The organism is Candidatus Methylomirabilis sp. (genome assembly GCA_036000645.1).
Taxonomy (GTDB): Bacteria; Methylomirabilota; Methylomirabilia; order Methylomirabilales; family JACPAU01; genus JACPAU01.
Map to the genome: position 1 here is coordinate 1 of DASYVA010000052.1, position 20886 is coordinate 20886.

The window sequence follows — 20886 nt, forward strand, 5'->3', positions numbered from 1 at the left end:
CGGTGATGGTGAAACCCTCAATGGTGACATAGGACCGGTTCCAGGGCACGAAGAACGCCTCTGCCCCGCCAGCCCCCGTCACGATGACCCCAGTCCCAGCGGCGACAAACTTGTAGGGTTGGTTTGCAGCGCCATTGCCCGGCACGTTCACCCGCTCCGCGTAGGTAGCCGGCTTCACCTTGATCGTGACCTCCGGCCCGCTATGGGCATTGGCCGCCGCCTGAATATGGCAGTATGGGTCGACCTCCGTGCCAGGACCTGGGTCAGGCCGGGTTTGCCCCGTCCACCCAATAGACGGCCTCGACGGCTTCGGCACTCCCCGCGCCCCCGAGCCAGCACGGCACTGCCAGGAGGGCGGCCGCCGCCGTCAGCGTCCCCCGGAGACTTCCGCGCAGAGCTATCACGGCACCTCGCCCTTTCATGGTCACTCTCCCTGCTTGATGGATAATGGCCATTCAGTTTGTCGTGTGAGCAGACTTTCCGGGGCTTGCTGGCCGGCGCGACCGCACATTCCGTTCCTCGGGTGCCAGCACCCCGCCCAGGGGCGCGCCAGCCTGGGAACTGTCCCGGTGTGAATAGCGGGTCCTCTTGTGTGCACGCGGCTGCATAGGCGATGCCGAAGGGAGCGGCGAGAGGTGCCTGTATGGCCGTGGCCGTACCCCGACGCCATACAGGAGTCCCCCAAACAGCCGGTTGTGGCGTTCTGGGTGGTCCGAAGTGGGGCGAATGCGTGGCCTTCCTCGGCAGGATCCCCTGGGGGCCCGCGAAGGCGCAGGAACCGAGGTGGGCAGGAGGATCAACCGGAGCGCCCTGGCGTTCCCCGGTCGCCCAGTCGGAGGACGAGCGCGGGGCGAAAGGTCTCGGCGAGGGGAGCCTACGTACCAGACGGCCAGGGGGGGACGGAGCGCCGGGGAGAAGCTGCTGGGGGAATTAGGCAGGGAGCAGGAGCGATGCTCCCAAGGCGTTATTCGCGGCCGACGGCGGCAGTGGCGGGAAGTTGGGAGAGCTCACTTGGCAGCAGACCGCAGCACGGCGATGCAACTCCCGCGCAAGCGAGAAGCTGGTGGAGCTGACGGGATTCGAACCCGTGGCCTCGTGACTGCCAGTCACGCGCGCTCCCAACTGCGCCACAGCCCCAGATTGTCGAAAGAGCGGGAATTATTTCTAGACCCGAGCCCCTGAAAAGTCAAGGAGAAATGGGCTCGAAGCCTTGACGCGCCGCCCCCCCTCGGCTAGGGTGGCGGCGGCCTCGCCCCGACGGGGCGGCGGCCAGCGGCCCGAAGAGCGGGTGCACCCACGGTCCACCCGCCAGCATCTGAAAGGTCGATTCGCCTCAACAGCTCACGGAGGCAACCGGATGGCCAAGAGCGTTATCGTGTACAGCGCAACCGGGTGAGGGGCCTGCCACCAGGTGAAAGAGTTGCTTTCACAGAAGAAGATCCCCTTCACCGATAAGAACGTCCGGGAAGACGCCGCGGCGCTGAACGAGCTGCGGAAGATGGGCTACAACAGCATTCCCGTCACGATCATCGACGGGCAGCGGATCCACGGCTTCGACAAGGCCGCGATCGAGAAGGCGCTGGCCGGCTCCTGACGCGGGCCGGCCGGCCCGCCCTCACGCCAGCCCGGCCTGCCGGGCCCGGGCCAGCAGACGCCGCTCCACCTCGACGAAGGGCTCGTCAATCATCCGGCCCTCCAGAGTGAACACCCCCCTGCCCGCGGCTTGCGCTGCCTCGAACCCCTCGACCACGCGCCGGGCGTAGGCTATCTCCTCCGGACTCGGCGTGAAGGCGGCCTGGATTGGCTCCACCTGCGCCGGGTGCAGCGCCAGCTTCCCCGCGAACCCCAGGGCGGCCGCCTGCTCCGCCTCCGCTCGCAGCCCCTCGAGATCCCCCAGCGCCTCGTAGATGGTATCGATCGCGTCGATCCCCGCCGCCCGGGCGGCCAGGACCAGGGCGCAGCGGATGTGCAGGAGGATTCCCTCCGCGGCCCGGGCCTGGCGGACCCCGAGGTCCTTGCAGAAATCAGCGTGCCCCAGGATGAGGGCCTCGACGCGGCGGCTGGCGCGGGCGATGGCCGCGGCGGCCGCCAGGCCCCGCGCCGACTCGATGAAGAGGAGCAGGGGAGGGCCGGGGGCCGGCACCCCGGCCGCGCGCTCCGCTGCCCCCACGCCCGCCTCGATCGCGGCCACCGCCTCCGGCGACTCCACCTTGGGAAGGACGAGCGCGTCTGGTCGGGCCGGGGCGATGGCCCGGACGTCATCGGCGAAGAAGCGGGAGTGCAGACCATTCAACCGGACGGCTCGCTCGGCTCCTCCGGGGGAAACCTCCCGGAGGTAGCTCGCGACCCGCTGCCGCGCCTCGTCTTTCCGGTCGAGCGCGACCCCGTCCTCCAGGTCAAGGATGAACGCATCGGGGGTGAGCGCCCGGCTCTTGGCCAGCTTCCGCTCGTCGCTTCCCGGGATGAAGAGGAGGCTGCGCCGAACCCGCATCGGGACCTCCGGCGGACCGACCCCGCTACCAGCCGATGGCGTACCCTTCGCGCCGGGGGTCCGCGCCGCCGTAGTAGAGTCCTGCCGCCGCGTCCACCTGAATCCCTTGGACCCCCCCCATCGTCTGGGACCAGGGACCCACCCGCCGGACCCGGTGCCCCTTGGCGGCGAGGGCGGAGAGGACGGCGCGCGACATCCGAGATTCCGCCAGGAGCTCGACCCCCGCGTCGTTGCGCCAGCGGGGCGCCTCGATGACCCGCTGCAGGTCGGCCTCCCCATGCAGGAAGGCCGTAAGAACCTGGATCAGGATCTGAACCTGCCCCTCGGCGCCGGGGGATCCAGCCGCCAGGACGGGGGCCGCCCCCCGAAAGACCAGGACCGGGTTCAGGGTGTGCATGGTGCGCTTCCCCGGCTCCAGACGGTTGACGTGCTCCTCCCGGAGCGTGAACGCCTTCAGCCGGTTATTCAGCAGGATCCCGGTCTCCCCCGCCACCACCCCCGCGCCGAACGAGGAAAAGATGCTCTGGATGTGAGAGATGAGGTTGCCATCGGCGTCCGCCACGGCGAGGTAGGTGGTGTCCTCCCCCTTCGGCCAGGCATCCCCGCTCTCCACCTCCGGCGCCGCCTTCTCCCGGTCGATCTTCGCCCGGCGCTCGGCGGCGTAGGCCTTGGAGAGGAGCACGGCGAGCGGGATCTCGACCCGGGAGGGGTCGCTGATGTATCGGTCCCGGTCGGCCAGGGCGAGCTTCTTGGCTTCGATGCAGAGGTGGAGCCACTCCGCCGGCTCGCGTGTCAGCAGACCCGGGTCGAACCCCTCCAGGATATTCAGGGCGAGCAGGAGGGCCATCCCCTGCGTGTTGGGGGGGAACTCCACAATCCGGCAGCCCCGGTAGGTGGACTCGATGGGCTCCACCCAGTCGCTCACGTGCGCGGCGAAGTCGGCCTCGGTGAGCAGTCCCCCCTCCCGCTGGCAGAAGGCGGCGATCGCCTTCGCCACCGGACCCCGGTAGAAGGCGTCCCGTCCTCCCTCCGCCACCGCACGGAGGGCCCGGGCCAATCCGGGCTGCTGGAACCGCTCCCCGCGGCCGAGCGGCCTGCCGCCCGGCAGGAAGAGGGCGGCCGCCTCCGGCTGCTTCGCCAGCACCTTCCGGTGGGTCGCCACGTCCTCGGCGAACCGGTCGCTGACCCCGAACCCCTCTTCCGCCAGCTCGATGGCCGGAGCGATCAGGCGCTCCCTCGGCATCGTCCCGTGCCGTTCGGCGAGCGCCAGCCATCCGTCCACCGCCCCCGGCACCGTGCAGGCCAGGACGCCCCGCTCGGGGATCCGCTCCCAGCCGCGCCGGCGGAAGACCTCGGCCGTGGCTCCCCCCGGCGCCCGCCCGCTCGCGTTCAGCGCCGTGACCTTCCCCTCCCGCCGCCAGTAGACGAGGCTGAAGGCGTCCCCCCCGAGACCGCTGGCGTGGGGCCGGACGACCGCCATGGCCCACGCGGTCGCCGCCGCGGCGTCGGCGGCGTTTCCCCCCTCCAGGAGGACCCGCATCCCGGCCAGGGCGGCGAGGGGGTGTCCCGCCGCCACGAGGCCGCGCCGGCCGATGACCAGGGGACGGTGGGCGAAGGGGGGGATCAGACTTCGGGCGGGCACCGGCGCCCCTCCATCACGACGAAGCGCACCTAGGAGAGGCCCCAGGCGATGGGCTCGATGTACAGGTCAGTCTGGACGGCGCTGACCCCGGGGATGGCCCTCGCGATCTCCTCGACCGCCTGTCGACTCGTCTCGCTGTAGACGCCGCCGCTCACCAGGATGCGCCCCTGCCGGCAGGAGGCGCTCAGGACCGCGCCCCGCGTGCGGGGGTCCGAGGCCAAGGCGGCCTCCACCCTGCTGGCGAGGAAGAGGTCGGCCAGGGCAGCCAGCGACTCGGGGGTCATGGTGAACTCCGGCTTGCGGGCCAGCGCGACGATGACGTCGGCCGCCGACTCGGCAGAGAGATAGCCGGTGTTCAGGACCAGGTCGTAGAGGCGCGGGTCACGCCAGTCCACGTCGAAGAGGTAGCGCATGCGGGCCGCCCGGTCCCGGTCATCCCGCTCCACGATCCGGAGGGCGGCCTCCGGGTCCAGCTTCTGCCGCTCCGCCACCCGGCGGGCCCGGACCGGGAGCGGCGCCACGATCCGGACTTTCAGGACGTGGGGGACATCCCGGAACAGCACCTGCCCCCCCCGCCCCACCAGGATGACCTGACCCTCCCGGGCCAGATCGTAGACGGCCTCGCGCACGTAGACGGAGTACCGCCGCTTCTCTTCGTCGATCCGCTCCCAGAGGGTCGGCGCCTGGTCGGCCACCTCCTCCAGCTTGGTCTCGTGGATCCCGTAGGCGGCAGCCGCCTTCAGGATGATCTCCCGGTCTGCCACGCGCAGGCGTAACGCCTCGGCCACGCGCGCGGCGATCGCGGTGCCACCGCTCCCCAGTTCCTGGGAAATGGTCAGGACCGCCATGGCCACCTCCCTCGGGGCACCCCCGCCCCCTCCCCCGCGCGTCCGGCGATCCGGCCGCGGGCTCCCCCCATCAGCAGCTCGACCTGCCGCCCCCCGTGCGGATCATGGGGAGTATCGGCACCCCTACCGCCGCCGGAAGTCGGGGTCGGCCCGCCACGCCCGCTTCAGGGTCTCCCCCCGGAGGCCGCAGCGGAGCGCCTCCAGCGCCAGCACATCCTCGGGGGCGACGTTCCCGAGGCTCACATTTGGCCCGAACCGGAGGACGAAATGCCGCTGCTGGGCCGCCAGCGGCGCCTCCCAGATGAGACGGGAGGGATCCCGGACGGCCGCCACCAGGGCGTCAATCTCGGCGTCCAGCGGGATCCCGTGCGCATCCATCACGCCGACGCCGCGCCCGGCCTCCCGGGCCTCCACCAGGACCATGAATGCCCCAGAGGCCAGGTCCCGCTCCGCCTCCTCGGCCAGGGTCTGCATCGTGAGCGCTTCCTCGGGGTCCTTCTTCCCCACCTCCGTGATCACCCGGAAGCCGGCCCGCACCCCTTTCCGGACCACCACCTCCCGGGTCCGCGCGTCCATGGCGATGGTGCCGTCGGAGATCTCGATGGCGTTGAACCCCAGCGCCTCCGCGCGGGCCAGGTAGCGGTCGAAGGTCCCCTGCCACACGCAGACCTCCTGGAAGGTCCCCCCCGGCATGCAGGAGCACCCGGCTGCCGTGATCAGGCCAACCTTGCGCTTCAGGAGGGGGGCTTCGAAAAAGGCGGAGGTGCCGAAGGTGAGCTTCACCACGTCAATGGCATCCGCCGCCGCCGCCATCAGGTCGGCCGTCTGGTGCAGGCCGAGCCCCTTGTCGATGACCATCGTCCAGCCGATGGCCCGAGGCTTGCCGACCCGCTCCTTCACCGGGAGCGTGAAGACCCCGTCCCAGGCCTTCCGGATCGCCGTCCCCTTGCCCGTCCCGGTCTTGCTGCGCGGTCGCGGCATCAGGCGAGCCCCTCCAGGCAGTTTCGCGGGCCACAGAGGGTCGCCCGGGCGCTCCGGATCTCGGCCCGGTCCACCAGGGCGCGCATCCCCTCCAGCCGGCGGCGGGCCAGCTCCGGCGTGTCCAGGGCGGGCACGGGGAGGCACTCGTAGAGGAGGACCGTCTGCCCGTGCTTCTCGGTGGCGCTGTCGAAGAGGAGCTTGACCAGCCGCTCCCGCGGCTCGATGGCCGTCACGACCGCGCTGGTCCTCCCCGATTCCACCTTGGGGTGCACGATGCGCAGCGGCGGGCTCTCCAGGGTGTCCCGGGCGGTCTGGACCGGCGCCAGGTCCAGGGCGATCTTGGTGGCCCAGACGTCCGCCACCTTCGGGAGCCTCACCCCGAGGCGGGCCGCCGCCTCCGGGAAGTCCTGGGTGAGATTTCCCACGCGGACGTTATCGAACAGGGAGCCCTTGAAGAACCGGTAGCCGCCGTCGCCGATGCGGAGGTGGGTCATCTCGGTGCTGAAGACGGTGAACCCGCGCGTCAGGCCGGCCAGGAGGAGGCAGGTCTTGCCGGCCCCCGCCGCCCCGGGGATCAGCCAGAGCTCGCCGGTGGCCTCGTCCAGCATGGCGCTCGCGTGGAACGTGTAGGTCCGGTGATGCTTCTCCAGGGCGTAGATGATGTACCGGTACAGGAACCCCAGGTTCCCGAAGAGCGTGTAGCGCCGGTCCAGGACGCTCGCCTCGAGGGCCGTGAAGTCGCCCACGGCCACTACCCGGTCCTCTCCCAGGAGGAGCCTAGGGGGTGCCTCCTTCTCATCCAGGACGAGGATCTCGGCGTCCAGATCGGGCGCGTACGGGATCTCCTGGATGGCATGGTAGTCGGTCAGGAGGGACTGCTGGACCTGGGCGGTGAAGTACTCCGGCCTGCGGATGAGCTCGCCGTTGTTGCTCACCAGGCCGAGGCGCAGATCCAGGAGCTGCACCCCCCGCCGGTGCATGGCATCTCGCCTCAGGCCACGTCCACCTTGATGAGGTTCGTCGTTCCCGGCGGCCCGGTGGGGGGACCCGCCGTGATGACGAACCGGTCCCCAGGCTGCACGAGGCCGGAGGCCACTGCCGCCTCCTTCGCCTGGGCCATCATGGCGTCCATGTCCCCGGGCTTGTCGGTGACCATGGGCGTGACGCCCCACACCATCGCAAGGCGCCGGGCGACCATCTCCGAGGGGCTCGCGGCCAGGATCGGCTGGCGGGGCCGGAGCCCGGCGATGAGCCGGGCCGTCGTCCCGGTCCGGGTGGGACAGACGATGGCCTTGGCCTTCAGCTCCTGGGCAACCAGGCAGGCTGCCTCGCAGATGGCGAAGTGGACGGTCCGGGCCTGGCGCGAGGACCGCCGGCGCTCCGTCCAGGCCTCTTCCTCCAGGGCCCGCTCGGCGGCCTCGGCGATGCGGGCCATCACGGCCACCGCCTCCACCGGGTGGCGCCCCGTGGCGCTCTCTTCCGACAGCATGACGGCATCGGTCCCGTCCAGGACCGCATTGGCCACGTCGGAGGCCTCCGCCCGGGTGGGGCGCGGGCTCGCCACCATGGAGGAGAGCATCTGCGTGGCGGTGATGGCCGGCTTCGCCAGGGCGTTCGCCATGGCGATGAGCCGCTTCTGGGCCAGCGGGACCTCCTCGAGCGGGATCTCCGCCCCCAGGTCCCCCCGCGCGATCATGATGCTGTCCGTGGCCTCCAGGATCTCCTCGATGTTCTCCAGGGCGTCCCGCTTCTCGATCTTGGCGACCACCGGGATCTCCGCCCCGGCCTCCTGCAGCAGGGCCTTGGCCTGGCGGATGTCCTCGGCCGTCCGGACGAACGAGACGCCCAGGTAGTCCACCCCCTGCTGGACGGCGAAGGCGAGGTCGGCCCGGTCCTTCTCGGTCAGGGCCTTCACCTTGTGCCCGCCCGCGGGGAGCGTCACCCCCTTGTGGGGGAAGAGCGTCCCCCCCACGATGACCCGGCAGCGGACCTCCTCCGGGCCCTTGGCGGTCACCTCCAGGCGGAGCCGCCCGTCCGAGAGGAGGAGGGGGTCTCCGACCTCCACCTGCTCCAACAGCTCCGGGTGCCCGACGGAGACGACCTCCGACGTCCCCACCACCTTTCGGGTCGTGATGGTGAGGACGTCCCCGGGCCTGAGGTAGATGGACTCCGTGGCGAGCTCCCCGATCCGCATCTTCGGGCCGGCCAGGTCCTGGAGGATCGCCACGGGTCTCCCCTCCTCCTGCGAGAGGCGCCGGACCAGCTCGATGAGGCGTCGGTGGTCCGCGTGCGTCCCGTGCGCGAAGTTGAGGCGGGCCACGTCCATTCCCTTGCGGATGAGACCCCGGATGACCCCCTCGGTTCGGCTGGAGGGCCCCAGAGTGCAGACGATCTTCGTGCGACGCATACGCGCTCCCCTCGAGGCGGCCCCCACACCCCACCCGGGGCGGGTCGGCACCCCCCGATATTGCCCTGAGTGGAGCGCCCGCCAGCCGGCCGCCGCATGGCGGCCGCCTCTGGAGCGCTCCAACCCCTGGAGGTCACACTGTATAAAGAATCCCGGCCTCCCCACAAGACAAAAGCGGGGGGCGCCCTCCGCCCCGCCTCACGTCAGGAGGAAGCATTCCCCGACCGGCCGCCCGGGCCGGTCGAGCCAGAGGGGCCGGCGCAACTGTTCGGGACCGGGAGCCCGCCGGGCCATCTGCAACCAGTCCCGGTAGAGGGCGAAGGATCGGTTCGTGTCCACGAAGATATCGCCGTAGCGATCCTCCGGGGCGGGCCGCGTCAGGCGGACCTTCACGTGCCAGCAGTGCATCCCGCTGACCGGATCCGGCTGAACGGGGAAGGTCAGGTTCTGGTTCACGCCCGCCTCCCGCCAGAAGACCCGCTCCGTGTCCGGGTCGCCGGACGGGAAGGGGCGGATCCCGTGCACCTGCCGCATCAGGTACTGGCCCGGCCCCGGCCGCCGGATCTCCACCAGGGCCGAGGCGATGCGGGCCGGCCCCTGGTCCTCCATGAGCCGCCACCGGCCGAGATGGTGGGAGACGCCCACGATCCCGGGCCGGATCCCCTCGGTGACCCAGACCCGGTCCACGAAGTACCCGATCGGCGTCTCGACCTTGACGAGGTCCCCGGTCTGGACGCCGAGCCGCTCCGCGTCCTGCGTGTGGATCCAGACCGGGTTGTTGTGGGAGATCTCGTAGAGCCACTTCACGGCGGAGCGGGTGTGGATCAGCGTGGGGAGGCGGAAGTTGGGCATCAGATCGAACTCGTTCTCCCCCCGCTTTAGGTCGCGCCAGTAGACGTGGCTCCGGGTGTAGTCGGGGAGGGCGTGCTCCGGCCACTGCCACTCCTTCAGGGTCCGGCTCCAGAACTCCAGCTTGCGGGAGGGAGTGTCGAAGCCGACGCAGGGCTTCCCGTTCACCAGCACCCCGACGGGCCGGCCCGCCTTCCGGACGGTGCCGGTCTCGGGATCGGGCGTGCTGCCCTGAAGGGAGGCTGGCGCGACGGGGCGCTCGTGCAGCCGGTAGACCCGCTCCTCCACCGTGAAGACCCCGTACTTCCGCATGTACTCCAGCGGGGTCAGCCCCTCCCGCGCCGCCGCCGCGGGCAGCCCGGGCACCCCCTCCTCGAACATCCAGCGGTAGTACTCCTCCACCGTGATCTTCTCGCCCGGCCGGTAGGGGGACTCGAAGTACCGGCGGATCCCCAGGGCACCGTCCGGGTCCACCAGCCAGGAGAGCTCGATCCAGAACTCATTGTGCTCCCACACCTCCCCGGGGTTCGCCTCGTGGGTGAACCGCACCGTCCGCCCGGCCTTCTCCATCGCCACCCGCTGCACCGGCTGGCGAAATCCGATCCACCGGGCCGCGTGGGTCTCCTGGCTCATCGTGTCGTGGCGCTCGGTCCCGAGGCCGACGGGGAGGACGTAATCGGCGAACCAGGCCGTCTCGCTCCACGTGGGGGTCAGGGCCACGTGGCACCCGACCTTGGCCTCATCCTCGAGGACCTCCATCCAGGTGAAGCCATCCGGGTAGGTCCAGACCGGGTTGAAGACCCGGGTGAAGTACACCTCCAGCCGGCCGCGCCCCTCCTTCAGGAAGTGGGGGAGGAGGAAGGACATCTCGTAGTGCGCCAGAGGGTACTCCCGGGGGAAGGTGAGCTCGTTCCAGGAGGCGGGAGCGGGTGCCGGGTTCGGGTGCTTGGGGACGAACTTGTTCCAGCGGTGCAGGCCGGTCCCCCCCTCGGTCCCGACGGAGCCGGTCAGGACCACCAGGAGGTAGAGACAGCGGGTGATCTGCCAGCCCCACAGGTTCCCCGCGGCCGCCGCGCGCCAGTTGTAGGTGGCGAGCCGGCCCCGCGCATCCGCGACCGCCTCCGCCGCCTGCCGGATCAGATCCGCGGCCACCCCCGTCTCCCGCTCCGCGAACTCGAAGGTGTACTCCCGGTACAGCGCCCGCAGGACCTCCAGGAACGTCTCGAAGGTCCGGGGCTTCTCGGGGTGCTCCGCGGCGAGGAACTCGGGCCAGTTCACCCAGTCCCGGACGAATGCGGCGTCGAACCGTCCCGTCTCCAGGAGGTGGCTGGCGATGGCCAGGAGGATGGCCCCCTCGGTCCCCGAATAGGCGGGGAGCCACAGGTCGGCCTTGCTGGCGGTGTGGCTCAGGCGGGGATCGATGGTGATGAGGCGGGCCCCCCGGCCCTGGGCCTCGATGATCCGCTGGGCGTGGGGGTTGAAGTAGTGGCCCGTCTCCAGGTGGGACGTCAGGAGAAGAACCGTGGCGGCGTTGGCAAAGTCGGGGGAGGGGCGATCATCCCCGTTCCAGAGCGCGAAGCCCAGCCGGGCCGAGGAGGAGCAGACGTTGGTGTGGCTGTTGTGGCCGTCGATCCCCCAGGCCTGGAGGACCCGCATCACGTAGCCGTCCTCCCCCGGCCGGCCGATGTGGTACATCACCTCCTGGCGCCGCCCCTCCTGGAAGGCGCGACGCATCCGGGCGGCGATCTCGGCCAGCGCCTCGCCCCAGGAAACCCGCCGCCACTTCCCCTCCCCCCGGCGCCCCTCCCGCTTCAGCGGGTAGAGGATGCGGTCCGGGTCGCGAAGCTGGTTCGGGGTCACCGCTCCCTTGGCGCACAGCCGCCCCCGGCTCCCCGGGTGGACGGGGTTCCCCTCGATCTTCCGGACCGTGAAGTCCGCCTTGTCCACGTAGGCCAGGATCCCGCAGGCCGACTCGCAGTTGAAGCAGATGCTGGGGACGATCCAGTAGTGCCGCTCCTCCTTCTTCGGCCAGGCGGTGGACTCGTATTCGACCCAGTCCTCCCACTGGTCCGGCGGGGGGAACTTGGCCAGCTCGCGCCCTACCTTCGCGATCGGGTCGAGCGCCATGGGGGTGAGCCCTCCGTCAGGCCAGGGGGACGGCCTGACCCGCATAGACCCAGGTGACTTCCCAGCAGAGCGCGCCGGCCAGGGCGGCCGCCGCGGCTACCAGCGCGGGGCCGGGGCCGGGGAGCAGCAGGAGCAGGAGCGGGAGGAAGCCTCCCGCCAGCACGGCTCCCCCCCAGAAGAGGCGGCGGAAGGGCCCGCGCACGATCAGCTGGCTGGCCATCTTCCCATCCGCCGTGGGGTGGTGGGAGACGCAGTGCTCGGCCAAGAGAACCAGGAGGTGGACCGCCACGCCGATCCCCAGGACTCCTCTGAGCGTGCCGATCGCCGCCGGGCTCGCCCCCACTGCGAACCCGGCGAGGAGCAGGGCCCCCGCGCCCGCCGCCCCCGCCTGGGCCAGCAGGTGCAGGAGCGTGTGCGGCCCCTGCCAGAGGTCCCGGGCCTCGGCCTGCGCGAAGAGGAACGCGGTGTAGATCGTCGAGAGGAAGGCGAGCGCCACGGCGGGCCAGAGCAGCAGGTCGAGCCACGCCAGTTGGCCGGTGAGGACGGCGGCGAGCCAGAGGGTCGCGACCCCTCCATACCCCAGCAGACAGAAGGAGCCCAGGGTGAGCCACGAGGAGAAGTTCGGCTTCAGCAGGATATAGAGGAAGCGCGCCGGCCGCTCCAGGTCGTAGACCAGGATCCCCGCGGTCACCAGGAGGAAGGCGAGGCCCAGGCCCGGCCCGGCCCAGAGGCTGAGCGCCTCGGGACCGCTGCCGAAGCGCCACAAGAGGAGCGAAACGAGGAAGGCCCCGGTGCTGATCCCCTTGGTCAGGAGGTAGGCTGCCACGTCCTTCCCCCAGGGCATCCGGTGAAAGACATCGTAGTCCACCTTCGGGGCCACGCCTTGGGGTTGGGGAACCGAGGCATCCCCCTGCCCCATCGGCCCGCGCGGCGGGAGCTCCCGCTGCCCGCCCCCCCCGTTCCCGCGGGCCAGGGCGAGCAGGCTCACGCCCACCTCTCCCTCTCGGTAGAGCGGCGGGCGGGTGGCGGCGAGCGGCGTGATGGCGCTCTCCTCCGCCTCCACGTACCAGATCTTGGGACGGGTCCCCTTCTCCGGCTTCCGGACCGTCGTGGCCTCCCGCTCGAGCAGCCGGCTCAGCTGGCTGTCCGGGTCGTCCAGGTCGCCGAAGATCCGGCACTCGGTCGGGCAGACCACGACGCAGGCCGGTTGCAGCCCCCGGTCCACCCGGTTCGCGCAGAAGTTGCACTTCTCGGCCGTGTGGGTGTTCGGGTCGATGAAAATCTGGGAATAGGGGCACGCGGCCATGCAGGCCCGACAGCCGATGCACCGGTCCCCATCCAGGTCCACGATCCCGTCGGGGCGGAAGAAGAGGGCGCCCGTGGGGCAGATCCGGGCACAGGGGGCCGCCTCGCACTGGTTGCAGAGGACCGGGAGGAAGAAGCGCCGGGTCTCGGGGAAGGTCCCCTTCTCGACCGTCTTGACCCAGCAGCGCCAGACCCCGATGGGGATCTCGTGCTCGGCCTTGCACGCGACGGTACAGGCGTGGCAGCCGATGCACTTCCGGACGTCGATGGCGAAGCCGTAGTTCGGCATGGGGCGCGTCCCGCGGCTCAACCCGGGGGCTCCCGGGCGCCTTCTGGCGTGCGCTCCGGAGTCGGAATCGATGGGCCGAGGACTTCCCGAGGGGGAACGCGGGACGACTCCGGCGTCAGGCCCGAGCGGGGCCACCCGCGGACTCAGGTCCCGCGCCGGCCGGGACGTTGCCGGGGAAGCCCAGCTCGCGGGAGAGCCGACCGGCAGCCGCCCGGACGAGCGCGGCAAGAGCCTCGATCCGCTCCGGCAGAAGCGCCGTCGTTGCGGCGCTGACGCCGACCGCCAGGGTAGCCTCGCCGCTGCCGTCCCGGACCGGGGCGGAGATGCTGCCCACCTCAGCCCGCCACTCCCCGATCGCCACGGCGTACCCGGTCCCCCGGACCGCCTCCAGCTCCTCCCGCAGCTTCACCTCATCGGCGATCGTTGCCGGGGTGAAGCGCCGAAGGCCCCGAGCGAGGACCTTCCGAAGGCCTTCCGGGTCCAGGAAGGCCAGGAGGGCCCTCCCGGCGGAGACGGCGTGGGCCGGGACGCGGCCCCCCAACGGAGCCTCGGCGTGGGCGGGGACCGTCCCCTCCACGCGGTCGAGGTAGACCACCTCGGCCCCATCCAGGATGGCGAGGTGGGCCGTCTCCGCCGCCTCGCGGGCCAGGCGCTCCAAGGAGGCGCGACTCGCCTCCCGGTGGCCAAGCTGGCCCGCGGCGATGCAGCCGACCTCCCAGGCCCGGGTCCCGAGGCGGTACTTCCCGGATCGGAGGTTCTTCCGAACGTACCCCCGGGCCTGGAGGGTGGCCAGGAGGCGGTGCACCGTGCTCTTGGCCAGCCCCAGGCGCAACCCGAGCTCGGTCACGCCCAGCTCGGGCGCTTCCCGGGTGAAGGCCTCCAGGATGTGCAGCCCCCGCCCGAGCGACTGGGCCAGCCGTGTCTTCTCGCCTCCCATCCGCCGCCGCATTCGACTCATCTCGGTCTCCCTGGCTTCCCCGTCCCGGACGTTCCCCCGCCGGGGGCGTCCCTGCCCTAGGGGGCGATGGCGAGATCGAGTTCGAGGCGGCTCAGGGTCTCGAGCGTCGGGACCCCCTCACCGTCCCAGCCCCGCAGCCGGTAGTACTCGGCGAGGAGGGGCTCCAGCTCCTCGGGCGGACAGTGCATGCCCTTCGAGGGCCCCTCCGGGATCGGGACGTGCTGGACCCGGTAGGGGAGCGCGTCGTCCTTGCGGCGCGCCCCCTCCCGGCAGTTGAAGGCCCGCTCGAGCGTGTAGATCCGCTCCCCCATCGCTTCGACCTCCTCGAGGGAGCAGTCCCACCCGGTGACGGCGGCGATGATCGCCCGGTAGTTCTCGTTGAGGAAGAGGCCGAGCCCCCGCTCCGCCGTGAACCGGCACAGGACCAGCGAATCCCCCACGGCGGTGAAGTTCTGGCTCCGGCAGGCGAAGGCCGGCTTATCCGCGGTGGTCAGCCGGTCCACCGCCTTGGTGTACTGGGGGGTGGGCCGGACGTCGTGGTGGCTCCCGCCCCGCGTCGAGGTAGCATACCCGATGGCCATCCCCTTGAGGGCGCGGGGCGAGTGGGCCGGCACCTCCAGCCCCTTCGCCGTGTAGAGGAACTCCCGGGTGCGGTGGTACCCCAGGCGGGCCGCCAGCCGCTCCGACCCCTCGGCCAGCCAGTCCCCGAACCCGGAGCGGGTGCCCGTCATCTCGATGAGGCGCAGGACCACGTGCGGATCGCCGAAGCGGAGGGGCATCCCCGTCTCCCGCTCCGTCAGGAGCCCCCGCTCGAAGGCCTCGTTGGCGAAGGCGATGGTCACCCCCATCGAGATGGTGTCCAGGCCGAGCTGGTCGCAGAGCTCCTCCCCCTTCACGAGGGCGGCGGCGTCCACGTGGGCGTTCAGGCTCCCGAGGGCGAAGATGGTCTCGAACTCGGGGAGCTTCCAGCGGAGCCCGGTCCATTCCCCGTCCTTGACGTCGAAGGTCTTGCCGCAGGCCACGGAGCACTTCAGGCAGGTCGTGTCCCGGGCCCAGAAGTGCTCCTTGTAGGTCTCCCCGCTGATCTTGTCCGCGTCAGGCACGACCTCGCCCTGCATGTTCCGCCAGCCCAGGCCGCCGAGCGCGTTGATGGGGTTGACCAGGACGGGCGTACCGTACAGCTTGAGGCCGTGGGTCCCCTTCTTCAGATCCTCGCGGGTGGCATCGACGACCGTCTTGAGTGCCGCGGGGGCGGCCACCTCGGTCTTGCGCTTTCCCCGGACCGCCACCGCTTTCACCTGCTTGCTCCCGAGGACAGCCCCCATTCCCCCCCGGCCGGCGATCGCCTCCCGGTTCTTCCAGTAGTGGCAGCAGCAGGCGAAGCGGACGAGCCGCTCCCCGGCCGGGCCGATGGCCAGGACGTCCGCATCGGCCCCCTCGCGCTCCTGGACGCCCTGGATGGTGTCGCCCGTCGTCTTCCCCCAGAGGCCGCCGGCCGGCTTGATGGTGAGGCCGGACTCCTCCACGAGGAGGTAGACCGGGCGGGCCGCCTTCCCCGTCAGGACCAGCGCGTCGAAACCCGTCCGCTTGAAGGTACAGGGGAACTGGCCGCCAAAGGTGGAGTCGAAGAAGAGACCGGTCAGGGGGGACTTGGTCCCGAGGCAGCAGCGGCTGTTGCCGACCACGGTCGTGTCCGTGATCGGGCCTACCGCAAAGACAACGGCGTTCTCGGGGCTCAGCGGCTCCACGGCAGGGCCGACCCGATCGTAGAGCAGCCGGACGGCGAACCCGTTGCCCCCCAGCAAGGCCCGGGCGAAGGGCTCGCTGATCCCCTCGATCCGGCTCTCCCCGGACGTGAGGTCCACCGTCAGGATCCGGCCGCCGTAGCCGTACATCATGTCCCCCCCTGGCCCGCCCCGCTCCCGTCCCTGCCGCCCGCCCGGGACCCGGCCTGGAGGAGCCCGGCAGCGAGGGCCCCTAGGACATCGTCCCGGACGTTCCGGATGTGCTCCCGGACGGCCGCCTCGGCCGCCTCCGCGTCGGCGGCCGCCAGCGCCTCGAGGATTTGCCGGTGCTCCGCCAGGGAGCGGCTCACGCGGCCCGGCAAGACCACGGAGCGCAGGCGGAGCATCTGGATCCGGTCATTGAGGGAGCCGGCCACCTGCTGCAGGCTCCGGTTCCCGGCCGCCCGGATGAGGAGGTCGTGGAAGAGCAGGTCGGCCTGGCTGTAGGCCGTCAGGTCGGCCGGGGTGACGCCGTGTTGGAAGGGGGCAAATACCGCTTGCATCTGTCGGAGCTGCTCGGACGTGCGGCGCCGCGCCGCCAGGTGCGCCGCCATCCCCTCGGTTGCCTCGCGGACCTCATAGAGCTCGGTGATGTCCTCCCGGGTCAGATCCACCACGAAGGTCCCCCGGCGCGGAACCATGGTCACGAGGCCCTCCTGCGCCAGCCGGGAGAGGGCCTCCCGGATCGGGGTCCGGCTTACCCCCAGGCGGCCCGCCAGGACGTCCTCGTGAAGTTTCACCCCCGGGCCGAGCTCCTGGCTCACGATCCAGCCCTTGATGATCTGGTAGGCCCGGAGGGGGAGGTTCGGGTGCTCGAGGGGGCGGGGAAGCGGTGCGGGCATGGGCTGGCCCTCAGACGCAGGAGGATCTCCGGTCGCGGATGGCGCCGTATGTATACAAAATACGCGAGGTTGTCAAGGCGAAACGGCGCCGGGCTATCCGATCGCCTCTGGACTTCTGGCCCACGTTCCTTGACTCGCGGCTGACCCGCCCCTCGGCTACCGCCAGGCAGGAAGCCAAACGACGGAACGTCCGCCCTGGCCTGATCCCTGGTTGGCCCGGGGGGATTCGTCTCACGCCTGCCGATCAGGGGCCAGAAACCTGTTGAAAATCCACCACCATCTGGTAGAATTTCCACCATGCTGAGGCGGCATCTCCAGCCCCTGGTGGAGCGATCCCTGGCGGATTTCCCGGTGGTGCTCATCACCGGGGCCAGGCAGGTGGGAAAGTCTACGCTTGTCCAGGCCCTCGTAACACCGGACTGGCAGGTGACGTACCTCACGCTCGACGACCGGACGGTGCTGGACGCCGCCCTGACCGATCCCGAAGCGTTCCTGGCGGCCAACCCCACCCCCCTCATCATTGACGAGGCCCAGCGCGCCCCCGACCTCCTCCGCGCGATCAAGCGTCGGGTGGACCGCGACCGTAAGAACGGGCAGTTCCTGCTGACCGGCTCGGCTAACCCGCTGGCCCTCCGGACCGTCAGCGAATCCCTGGCGGGACGCATGGCCCTCCTACGGCTCCTCCCCTTCTCCTGGGCGGAGCGGACCGGGCTGGCGGCGCCATCCTTCTTCGGCGACCTGTTCGAGACGAAGGATGCCCAGGCCATCGTCAAGAAGAAAGCCCGCGGACGGCGGCCACCCAGAGCCAACCTCACGGATGCCGTCCTGCGGGGGGGGTATCCGCCGGCGAGCCTCATGCAGTCGGCGGCCAGCCGCCGGCGGTGGTTCGACAGTTATCGCCAGACCTACCTGGAACGGGACCTCCGGGACCTCGCGAACATCCAGTACGTGACGGACTTTGGCCGACTGCTGGTTCTCGCGGCCGTCCGCACCGGGCAGATGCTCAACGTGGCAGGCTTCTCCAGGGAACTCGGACTGTCGCAGATGACGGTCCGGAGGTACCTGGACCTGCTCGCCCTCACCTACCAGGTCTCCCTGGTCCCGGCCTACCACACCAACGTGGGCCTCCGCCTGGTCAAGACCCCCAAGCTCTACTTCACTGACACGGGCTTGGCGTGCCACCTCAGCGGCTCGAGGGATTGGGCCGCGCTGCAGCAGCAGGGGCGCGCGGGCGCGCTCGCGGAGACCTGGGTGGCCAACGAGCTGGCCAAGTGGATCGCGTGCCAGGAGGATGACTACCGGCTCTACTTCTGGCGCACGCACACCGGCCACGAAGTGGACTTCCTCCTGGCCCGGGGGGAGGAAATGGTCGCGGTCGAAGTGAAAACGGCCACCCGGGTGGAGAAGGGGGACCTCGCCGGGCTAGAGGTTTGCGAGCAGGCTCTTGGAAAGCGGATCCGGCTCTCGGTCGTCCTATACCGGGGCGATCAGATGGTCGGCCTCGGCCCGCGGCGGTTGGCAGTTCCCCTCGAAACGGCCTTCCTGGGTTCGGAGACCGAGGGGTGACGCGGTCTCGCGACATCAGCGGTGGGAAGAGCCGGAACTTTTCCGGCGGCGGAGAGGTCTCAGTGAGCATGCAGCGGGCCGGGGTGCCCGCGGCGCCGCCGGCCGCGGCTGCCGTGGAGGAAGAGCGGGACCTGGTGCAGCGGGCGCGGGCGGGGGACGCCGGAGCCTTCGAGGCGCTCGTCCGCCGCTATCAGGGATGGGTCTTCACGCTGGCCTTGCGGATGATAGGGGACCGAGCAGAAGCCGAGGATATGGCACAGGAGGTCTTCCTCAAAGCCTACCGGGGCCTCGGGGGGTTCAAGGGCGCCTCCCGCTTCTCCACCTGGCTCTACGCCATCGCCAGCCACCACTGCCTGAGCTACCTCCAGGCCCGGAGCCGCCGGGGAGGGGCATTCGGGCGGGGCCGGGCGGCCCACGAAGATGACTCCCGGGCTGCCGTGGACCGCATCCCCGACGGGGCACCGCGGGCCGACCTGCTGCTGGAGCGGGCGGACCTCTCGCGGACCGTCCAGGCCGAGCTGGCGCACCTCCCCGAGGACCACCGGCTCATCCTGGTCCTGCGGGACATCCAGGGGTTGTCGTATGAAGAAATCACCCGGACGCTGGGGCTGGAGCCGGGGACCGTCCGGTCGCGCCTGCACCGCGCACGCCTGGCGATGAAGGCGCGGCTCTGCCCGCAGCTCTGACGGGAGCGACGGATGACGTGCGACGAGGCCCGCGAGGCTTTCTCCGACCTCTACGACAGGACCATGGCCGGCGCGGCCTTGGCCGCCCTCACCCGGCATCTGGAGGAGTGCGCGGCCTGCCGGGGGGAATGGACCGCCTTCCAGCGGGCGGTGCAGGCGGTCACGTCCCTCGGGACCGCCGAGCCCTCCCCGGGGTTCGCTGCGCGGGTCCGGCAGCGGATCGTGCCCCCGTCCGGGTGGCGGCGTCTCGCCGAGTGGCTCTTCTTGCCGCTGCACGTGAAGGTCCCCATCCAGGCCCTGGCCCTTTTCCTGGCGGCGTTCGCGGGCCTGCTCATCTACCAGCAATCGTCCGAGGTGCGCCGGGAGGCGGAGTCCCCCCCGAGCCGCAGCAGGGAGGCCCAGGAGATCGGCCGCGCCGACGCCCCGAAGACCGAGCAGGCCGAGCGGCAGGCGCTCCCTGCCCCGCCGCGAGCCGAACCGGAGCAGGCGCCCTCAACAGCGCGCGAGGAGGCCAAGCCCTACACGACGGGCGCCGCCCCTTCAGAAGCACCGAAGGAGCGCGCGGTGCGACAGGCCCCGACCGGGTCGGCGGACGAACTGTATGCGGCTGCACTCAGGGATTCGGCCCGCCAGGAGCACGACCGGGCGATCGCCGAGTACCGCGCCTTCATCGCGCAGCATCCGCGTGACGCCCGCGTCCCCGACGCGCGGCTCCGGCTGGCCGACACCTACTTCGCCCGGCAACGCTACGCGGAAGCCGCCGCCGAGTACGAGGCGCTGGCCCGGCACTACCCCGATAGCCCGTTCCTGCCCCGCGCCGCCTTCCGGCGCGGCGAGGCCCGGCTCGCCCTCGGCGACCCGGCCGGCTGCGGGCTCCTCCGGGAGGCGCTCCGCCGCTACCCGGACGCGGCCGAGGCCAATCCCGCCCGCGACACCCTCGCCGCGCGCTGCCCCTGAAGCATCCCGGAAACGCAGGGAACTTTTCCCGCCCGTCGCTGTCTGACCCTCCGACGAACCGATCGCCCGGCCGTCAGCGCCGGAGGAGGATAGCGATGCGGAGGATCATGGGACTGGTTATCATTGCTGGGCTGGGACTCGGCCCGCTCCTGCTCGCCGGCGGCGCGAGCCCGGCCGCCCCCGCGGCCCGCGCCGCCGCCGTCACGGAGGAGCACCAGAAGGAGGTCGCCCTCACGATCTACAACGGGAACCTGGGCCTGGTGAAGGACGTCCGGGAGCTCCACCTCCCCCCCGGGACGCACGAGGTCAAGTTCACCGACGTGGCCGCCCAGATCGACCCGACAACCGTCCACTTCAAGTCTCTAACCGACGCCGGGGGCCTGCGCATCCTCGAGCAAAACTACGAGTACGACCTGCTGAACCCGCAGAAGCTCCTCGACAAGTTCGTGGGGAAGACGGTGAAGCTCATGGTCGGGGACGGCGCCCTGATTGATGCCGTGCTCCTGAGCGTGAGCGGAGGGCCGATCTACCGGATCAACGGTCAGATCCACCTGGGCCACCATGGCCGCGTCATTCTCCCCGAGATCCCGGAGAACCTGATCCCGAAGCCCACCCTGGTCTGGCTCCTCCAGAACCGCGCGCGGCAGCCCCAGCGCGTGGAGGCCTCGTACCTCACGGGAGGCCTCACCTGGAAGGCCGACTACGTGGTGGTCCTGAACGCCCGCGACGACGGGGGCGACCTGTCGGGGTGGGTCACCATCGACAACAAGAGCGGGGCGACCTATCCCGACGCCGCCCTGAAGCTGGTGGCCGGCGACATCCACCGGGCCGCGACGCAGCGCCAGATGCGCGACGCGCTGGAGTACGCCGCCAAGGGCGCGGCCGCGGAGCCCTCCCGACAGTTTCAGCAGGAGGCGTTCTTCGAGTACCACCTCTACTCCCTGGACGGCCGCACCACGGTCAAGCAGAACCAGACGAAGCAGATCAGCCTCCTCAGCGTGGCAGGGATCCCGATCAAGAAGGAACTCCGCTACTACGGCGCCAGCCAGTACTACCGGAGCCAGTGGGGGACGCCCATCTCGAACCAGAAAGTCGGTGTCTTCCTGGAGATCGCCAACCGGGAACAGGACCGGCTGGGCGTGCCGCTGCCCCAG

General features: G+C 70.9%; 17 protein-coding genes and 1 tRNA gene. 5 read left to right on the plus strand and 13 right to left on the minus strand.

Translation table 11 applies throughout. The features are described from left to right. Window positions 1–263: 263 nt before the first annotated feature. Together VGT06_02975 and VGT06_02980 are read right to left on the minus strand one after the other, a co-directional pair. Window positions 264–422, minus strand: a complete 159-nt coding sequence (locus VGT06_02975) for a hypothetical protein (protein HEV8662098.1) — start codon at window positions 420–422, stop codon at window positions 264–266. Window positions 423–1061: 639 nt separating this feature from the next. Beyond that, window positions 1062–1137: transfer RNA gene (locus VGT06_02980), tRNA-Ala, on the minus strand. A gap of 274 nt (window positions 1138–1411) precedes the next feature. Between VGT06_02980 and VGT06_02985 the strand changes: the two genes are divergently transcribed. Beyond that, entirely contained in the window at window positions 1412–1594 is a 183-nt protein-coding gene (locus VGT06_02985; GenBank protein ID HEV8662099.1) for a glutaredoxin family protein, read from the plus strand. A gap of 21 nt (window positions 1595–1615) precedes the next feature. Here the strand turns inward: VGT06_02985 and VGT06_02990 are convergent, their stop codons facing one another. The 11 genes from VGT06_02990 to VGT06_03040 all read right to left on the minus strand — a co-directional run bounded on the left by VGT06_02990 (window position 1616) and on the right by VGT06_03040 (window position 16523). Next, window positions 1616–2491 carry a CoA ester lyase gene (locus tag VGT06_02990; GenBank protein ID HEV8662100.1) on the minus strand — a complete coding sequence of 292 codons (876 nt, stop codon included), beginning with the start codon at window positions 2489–2491 and terminating at the stop codon, window positions 1616–1618. A 25-nt stretch (window positions 2492–2516) separates the two neighbouring features. Beyond that, window positions 2517–4133 (minus strand): gamma-glutamyltransferase, encoded by a 1617-nt coding sequence (gene ggt / locus VGT06_02995; GenBank protein ID HEV8662101.1) that lies wholly within the window; start codon window positions 4131–4133, stop codon window positions 2517–2519. Between the two features lie 29 nt (window positions 4134–4162). After that, entirely contained in the window at window positions 4163–4981 is an 819-nt protein-coding gene (locus VGT06_03000) for a cytidylate kinase family protein (GenBank protein ID HEV8662102.1), read from the minus strand. Window positions 4982–5104: 123 nt separating this feature from the next. Continuing rightward, window positions 5105–5962, minus strand: a complete 858-nt coding sequence (locus tag VGT06_03005; protein ID HEV8662103.1) for a phosphosulfolactate synthase — start codon at window positions 5960–5962, stop codon at window positions 5105–5107. Beyond that, window positions 5962–6942 carry a hypothetical protein gene (locus VGT06_03010; protein HEV8662104.1) on the minus strand — a complete coding sequence of 327 codons (981 nt, stop codon included), beginning with the start codon at window positions 6940–6942 and terminating at the stop codon, window positions 5962–5964. The genes VGT06_03005 and VGT06_03010 overlap by 1 nt, the downstream gene beginning before the upstream one ends. Window positions 6943–6953: 11 nt before the next feature. After that, entirely contained in the window at window positions 6954–8369 is a 1416-nt protein-coding gene (gene pyk, locus VGT06_03015) for a pyruvate kinase (GenBank protein ID HEV8662105.1), read from the minus strand. Window positions 8370–8567: 198 nt separating this feature from the next. Further along, window positions 8568–11345, minus strand: coding sequence for a molybdopterin-dependent oxidoreductase (locus VGT06_03020; protein ID HEV8662106.1), 2778 nt, complete (start codon window positions 11343–11345; stop codon window positions 8568–8570). A 16-nt stretch (window positions 11346–11361) separates the two neighbouring features. Continuing rightward, window positions 11362–12939: an NrfD/PsrC family molybdoenzyme membrane anchor subunit gene (nrfD, locus tag VGT06_03025; protein ID HEV8662107.1), complete on the minus strand. Its 1578-nt coding sequence runs from the start codon at window positions 12937–12939 to the stop codon at window positions 11362–11364. Window positions 12940–13054: 115 nt separating this feature from the next. After that, window positions 13055–13897, minus strand: coding sequence for an IclR family transcriptional regulator (locus tag VGT06_03030; GenBank protein HEV8662108.1), 843 nt, complete (start codon window positions 13895–13897; stop codon window positions 13055–13057). 56 nt (window positions 13898–13953) lie between these two features. Beyond that, on the minus strand, window positions 13954–15795 hold the full coding sequence (locus VGT06_03035) for an aldehyde ferredoxin oxidoreductase family protein (GenBank protein ID HEV8662109.1): 1842 nt from the start codon (window positions 15793–15795) through the stop codon (window positions 13954–13956). After that, a complete protein-coding gene (locus tag VGT06_03040) occupies window positions 15792–16523 on the minus strand; it encodes a GntR family transcriptional regulator (GenBank protein HEV8662110.1) in 732 nt (243 codons plus the stop codon). The genes VGT06_03035 and VGT06_03040 overlap by 4 nt, the downstream gene beginning before the upstream one ends. 297 nt (window positions 16524–16820) lie before the next feature. Between VGT06_03040 and VGT06_03045 the strand changes: the two genes are divergently transcribed. The 4 genes from VGT06_03045 to VGT06_03060 form a co-directional block, all read left to right on the plus strand. Next, window positions 16821–18089, plus strand: coding sequence for an ATP-binding protein (locus VGT06_03045; GenBank protein ID HEV8662111.1), 1269 nt, complete (start codon window positions 16821–16823; stop codon window positions 18087–18089). Window positions 18090–18157: 68 nt separating this feature from the next. Further along, window positions 18158–18775, plus strand: a complete 618-nt coding sequence (locus tag VGT06_03050) for a sigma-70 family RNA polymerase sigma factor (GenBank protein HEV8662112.1) — start codon at window positions 18158–18160, stop codon at window positions 18773–18775. A 12-nt stretch (window positions 18776–18787) separates the two neighbouring features. Further along, window positions 18788–19732 carry a tetratricopeptide repeat protein gene (locus VGT06_03055; protein ID HEV8662113.1) on the plus strand — a complete coding sequence of 315 codons (945 nt, stop codon included), beginning with the start codon at window positions 18788–18790 and terminating at the stop codon, window positions 19730–19732. Window positions 19733–19827: 95 nt separating this feature from the next. Next, window positions 19828–20886, plus strand: a 1059-nt coding sequence (locus VGT06_03060; protein ID HEV8662114.1) for a DUF4139 domain-containing protein, incomplete at its 3' end; no start/stop codon positions are given.

Bases quoted from the DNA above. Each gene is read 5' to 3' on its own strand.
- VGT06_02975 (HEV8662098.1), bottom strand. From the start codon at position 422: ATGAAAGGGCGAGGTGCCGTGATAGCTCTGCGCGGAAGTCTCCGGGGG.
- VGT06_02990 (HEV8662100.1), bottom strand. From the start codon at position 2,491: ATGCGGGTTCGGCGCAGCCTCCTCTTCATCCCGGGAAGCGACGAGCGG.
- VGT06_03000 (HEV8662102.1), bottom strand. From the start codon at position 4,981: ATGGCGGTCCTGACCATTTCCCAGGAACTGGGGAGCGGTGGCACCGCG.
- VGT06_03005 (HEV8662103.1), bottom strand. From the start codon at position 5,962: ATGCCGCGACCGCGCAGCAAGACCGGGACGGGCAAGGGGACGGCGATC.
- VGT06_03010 (HEV8662104.1), bottom strand. From the start codon at position 6,942: ATGCACCGGCGGGGGGTGCAGCTCCTGGATCTGCGCCTCGGCCTGGTG.
- pyk (HEV8662105.1), bottom strand. From the start codon at position 8,369: ATGCGTCGCACGAAGATCGTCTGCACTCTGGGGCCCTCCAGCCGAACC.
- VGT06_03020 (HEV8662106.1), bottom strand. From the start codon at position 11,345: ATGGCGCTCGACCCGATCGCGAAGGTAGGGCGCGAGCTGGCCAAGTTC.
- nrfD (HEV8662107.1), bottom strand. From the start codon at position 12,939: ATGCCGAACTACGGCTTCGCCATCGACGTCCGGAAGTGCATCGGCTGC.
- VGT06_03030 (HEV8662108.1), bottom strand. From the start codon at position 13,897: ATGAGTCGAATGCGGCGGCGGATGGGAGGCGAGAAGACACGGCTGGCC.
- VGT06_03035 (HEV8662109.1), bottom strand. From the start codon at position 15,795: ATGATGTACGGCTACGGCGGCCGGATCCTGACGGTGGACCTCACGTCC.
- VGT06_03040 (HEV8662110.1), bottom strand. From the start codon at position 16,523: ATGCCCGCACCGCTTCCCCGCCCCCTCGAGCACCCGAACCTCCCCCTC.
- VGT06_03045 (HEV8662111.1), top strand. From the start codon at position 16,821: ATGCTGAGGCGGCATCTCCAGCCCCTGGTGGAGCGATCCCTGGCGGAT.
- VGT06_03050 (HEV8662112.1), top strand. From the start codon at position 18,158: ATGCAGCGGGCCGGGGTGCCCGCGGCGCCGCCGGCCGCGGCTGCCGTG.
- VGT06_03055 (HEV8662113.1), top strand. From the start codon at position 18,788: ATGACGTGCGACGAGGCCCGCGAGGCTTTCTCCGACCTCTACGACAGG.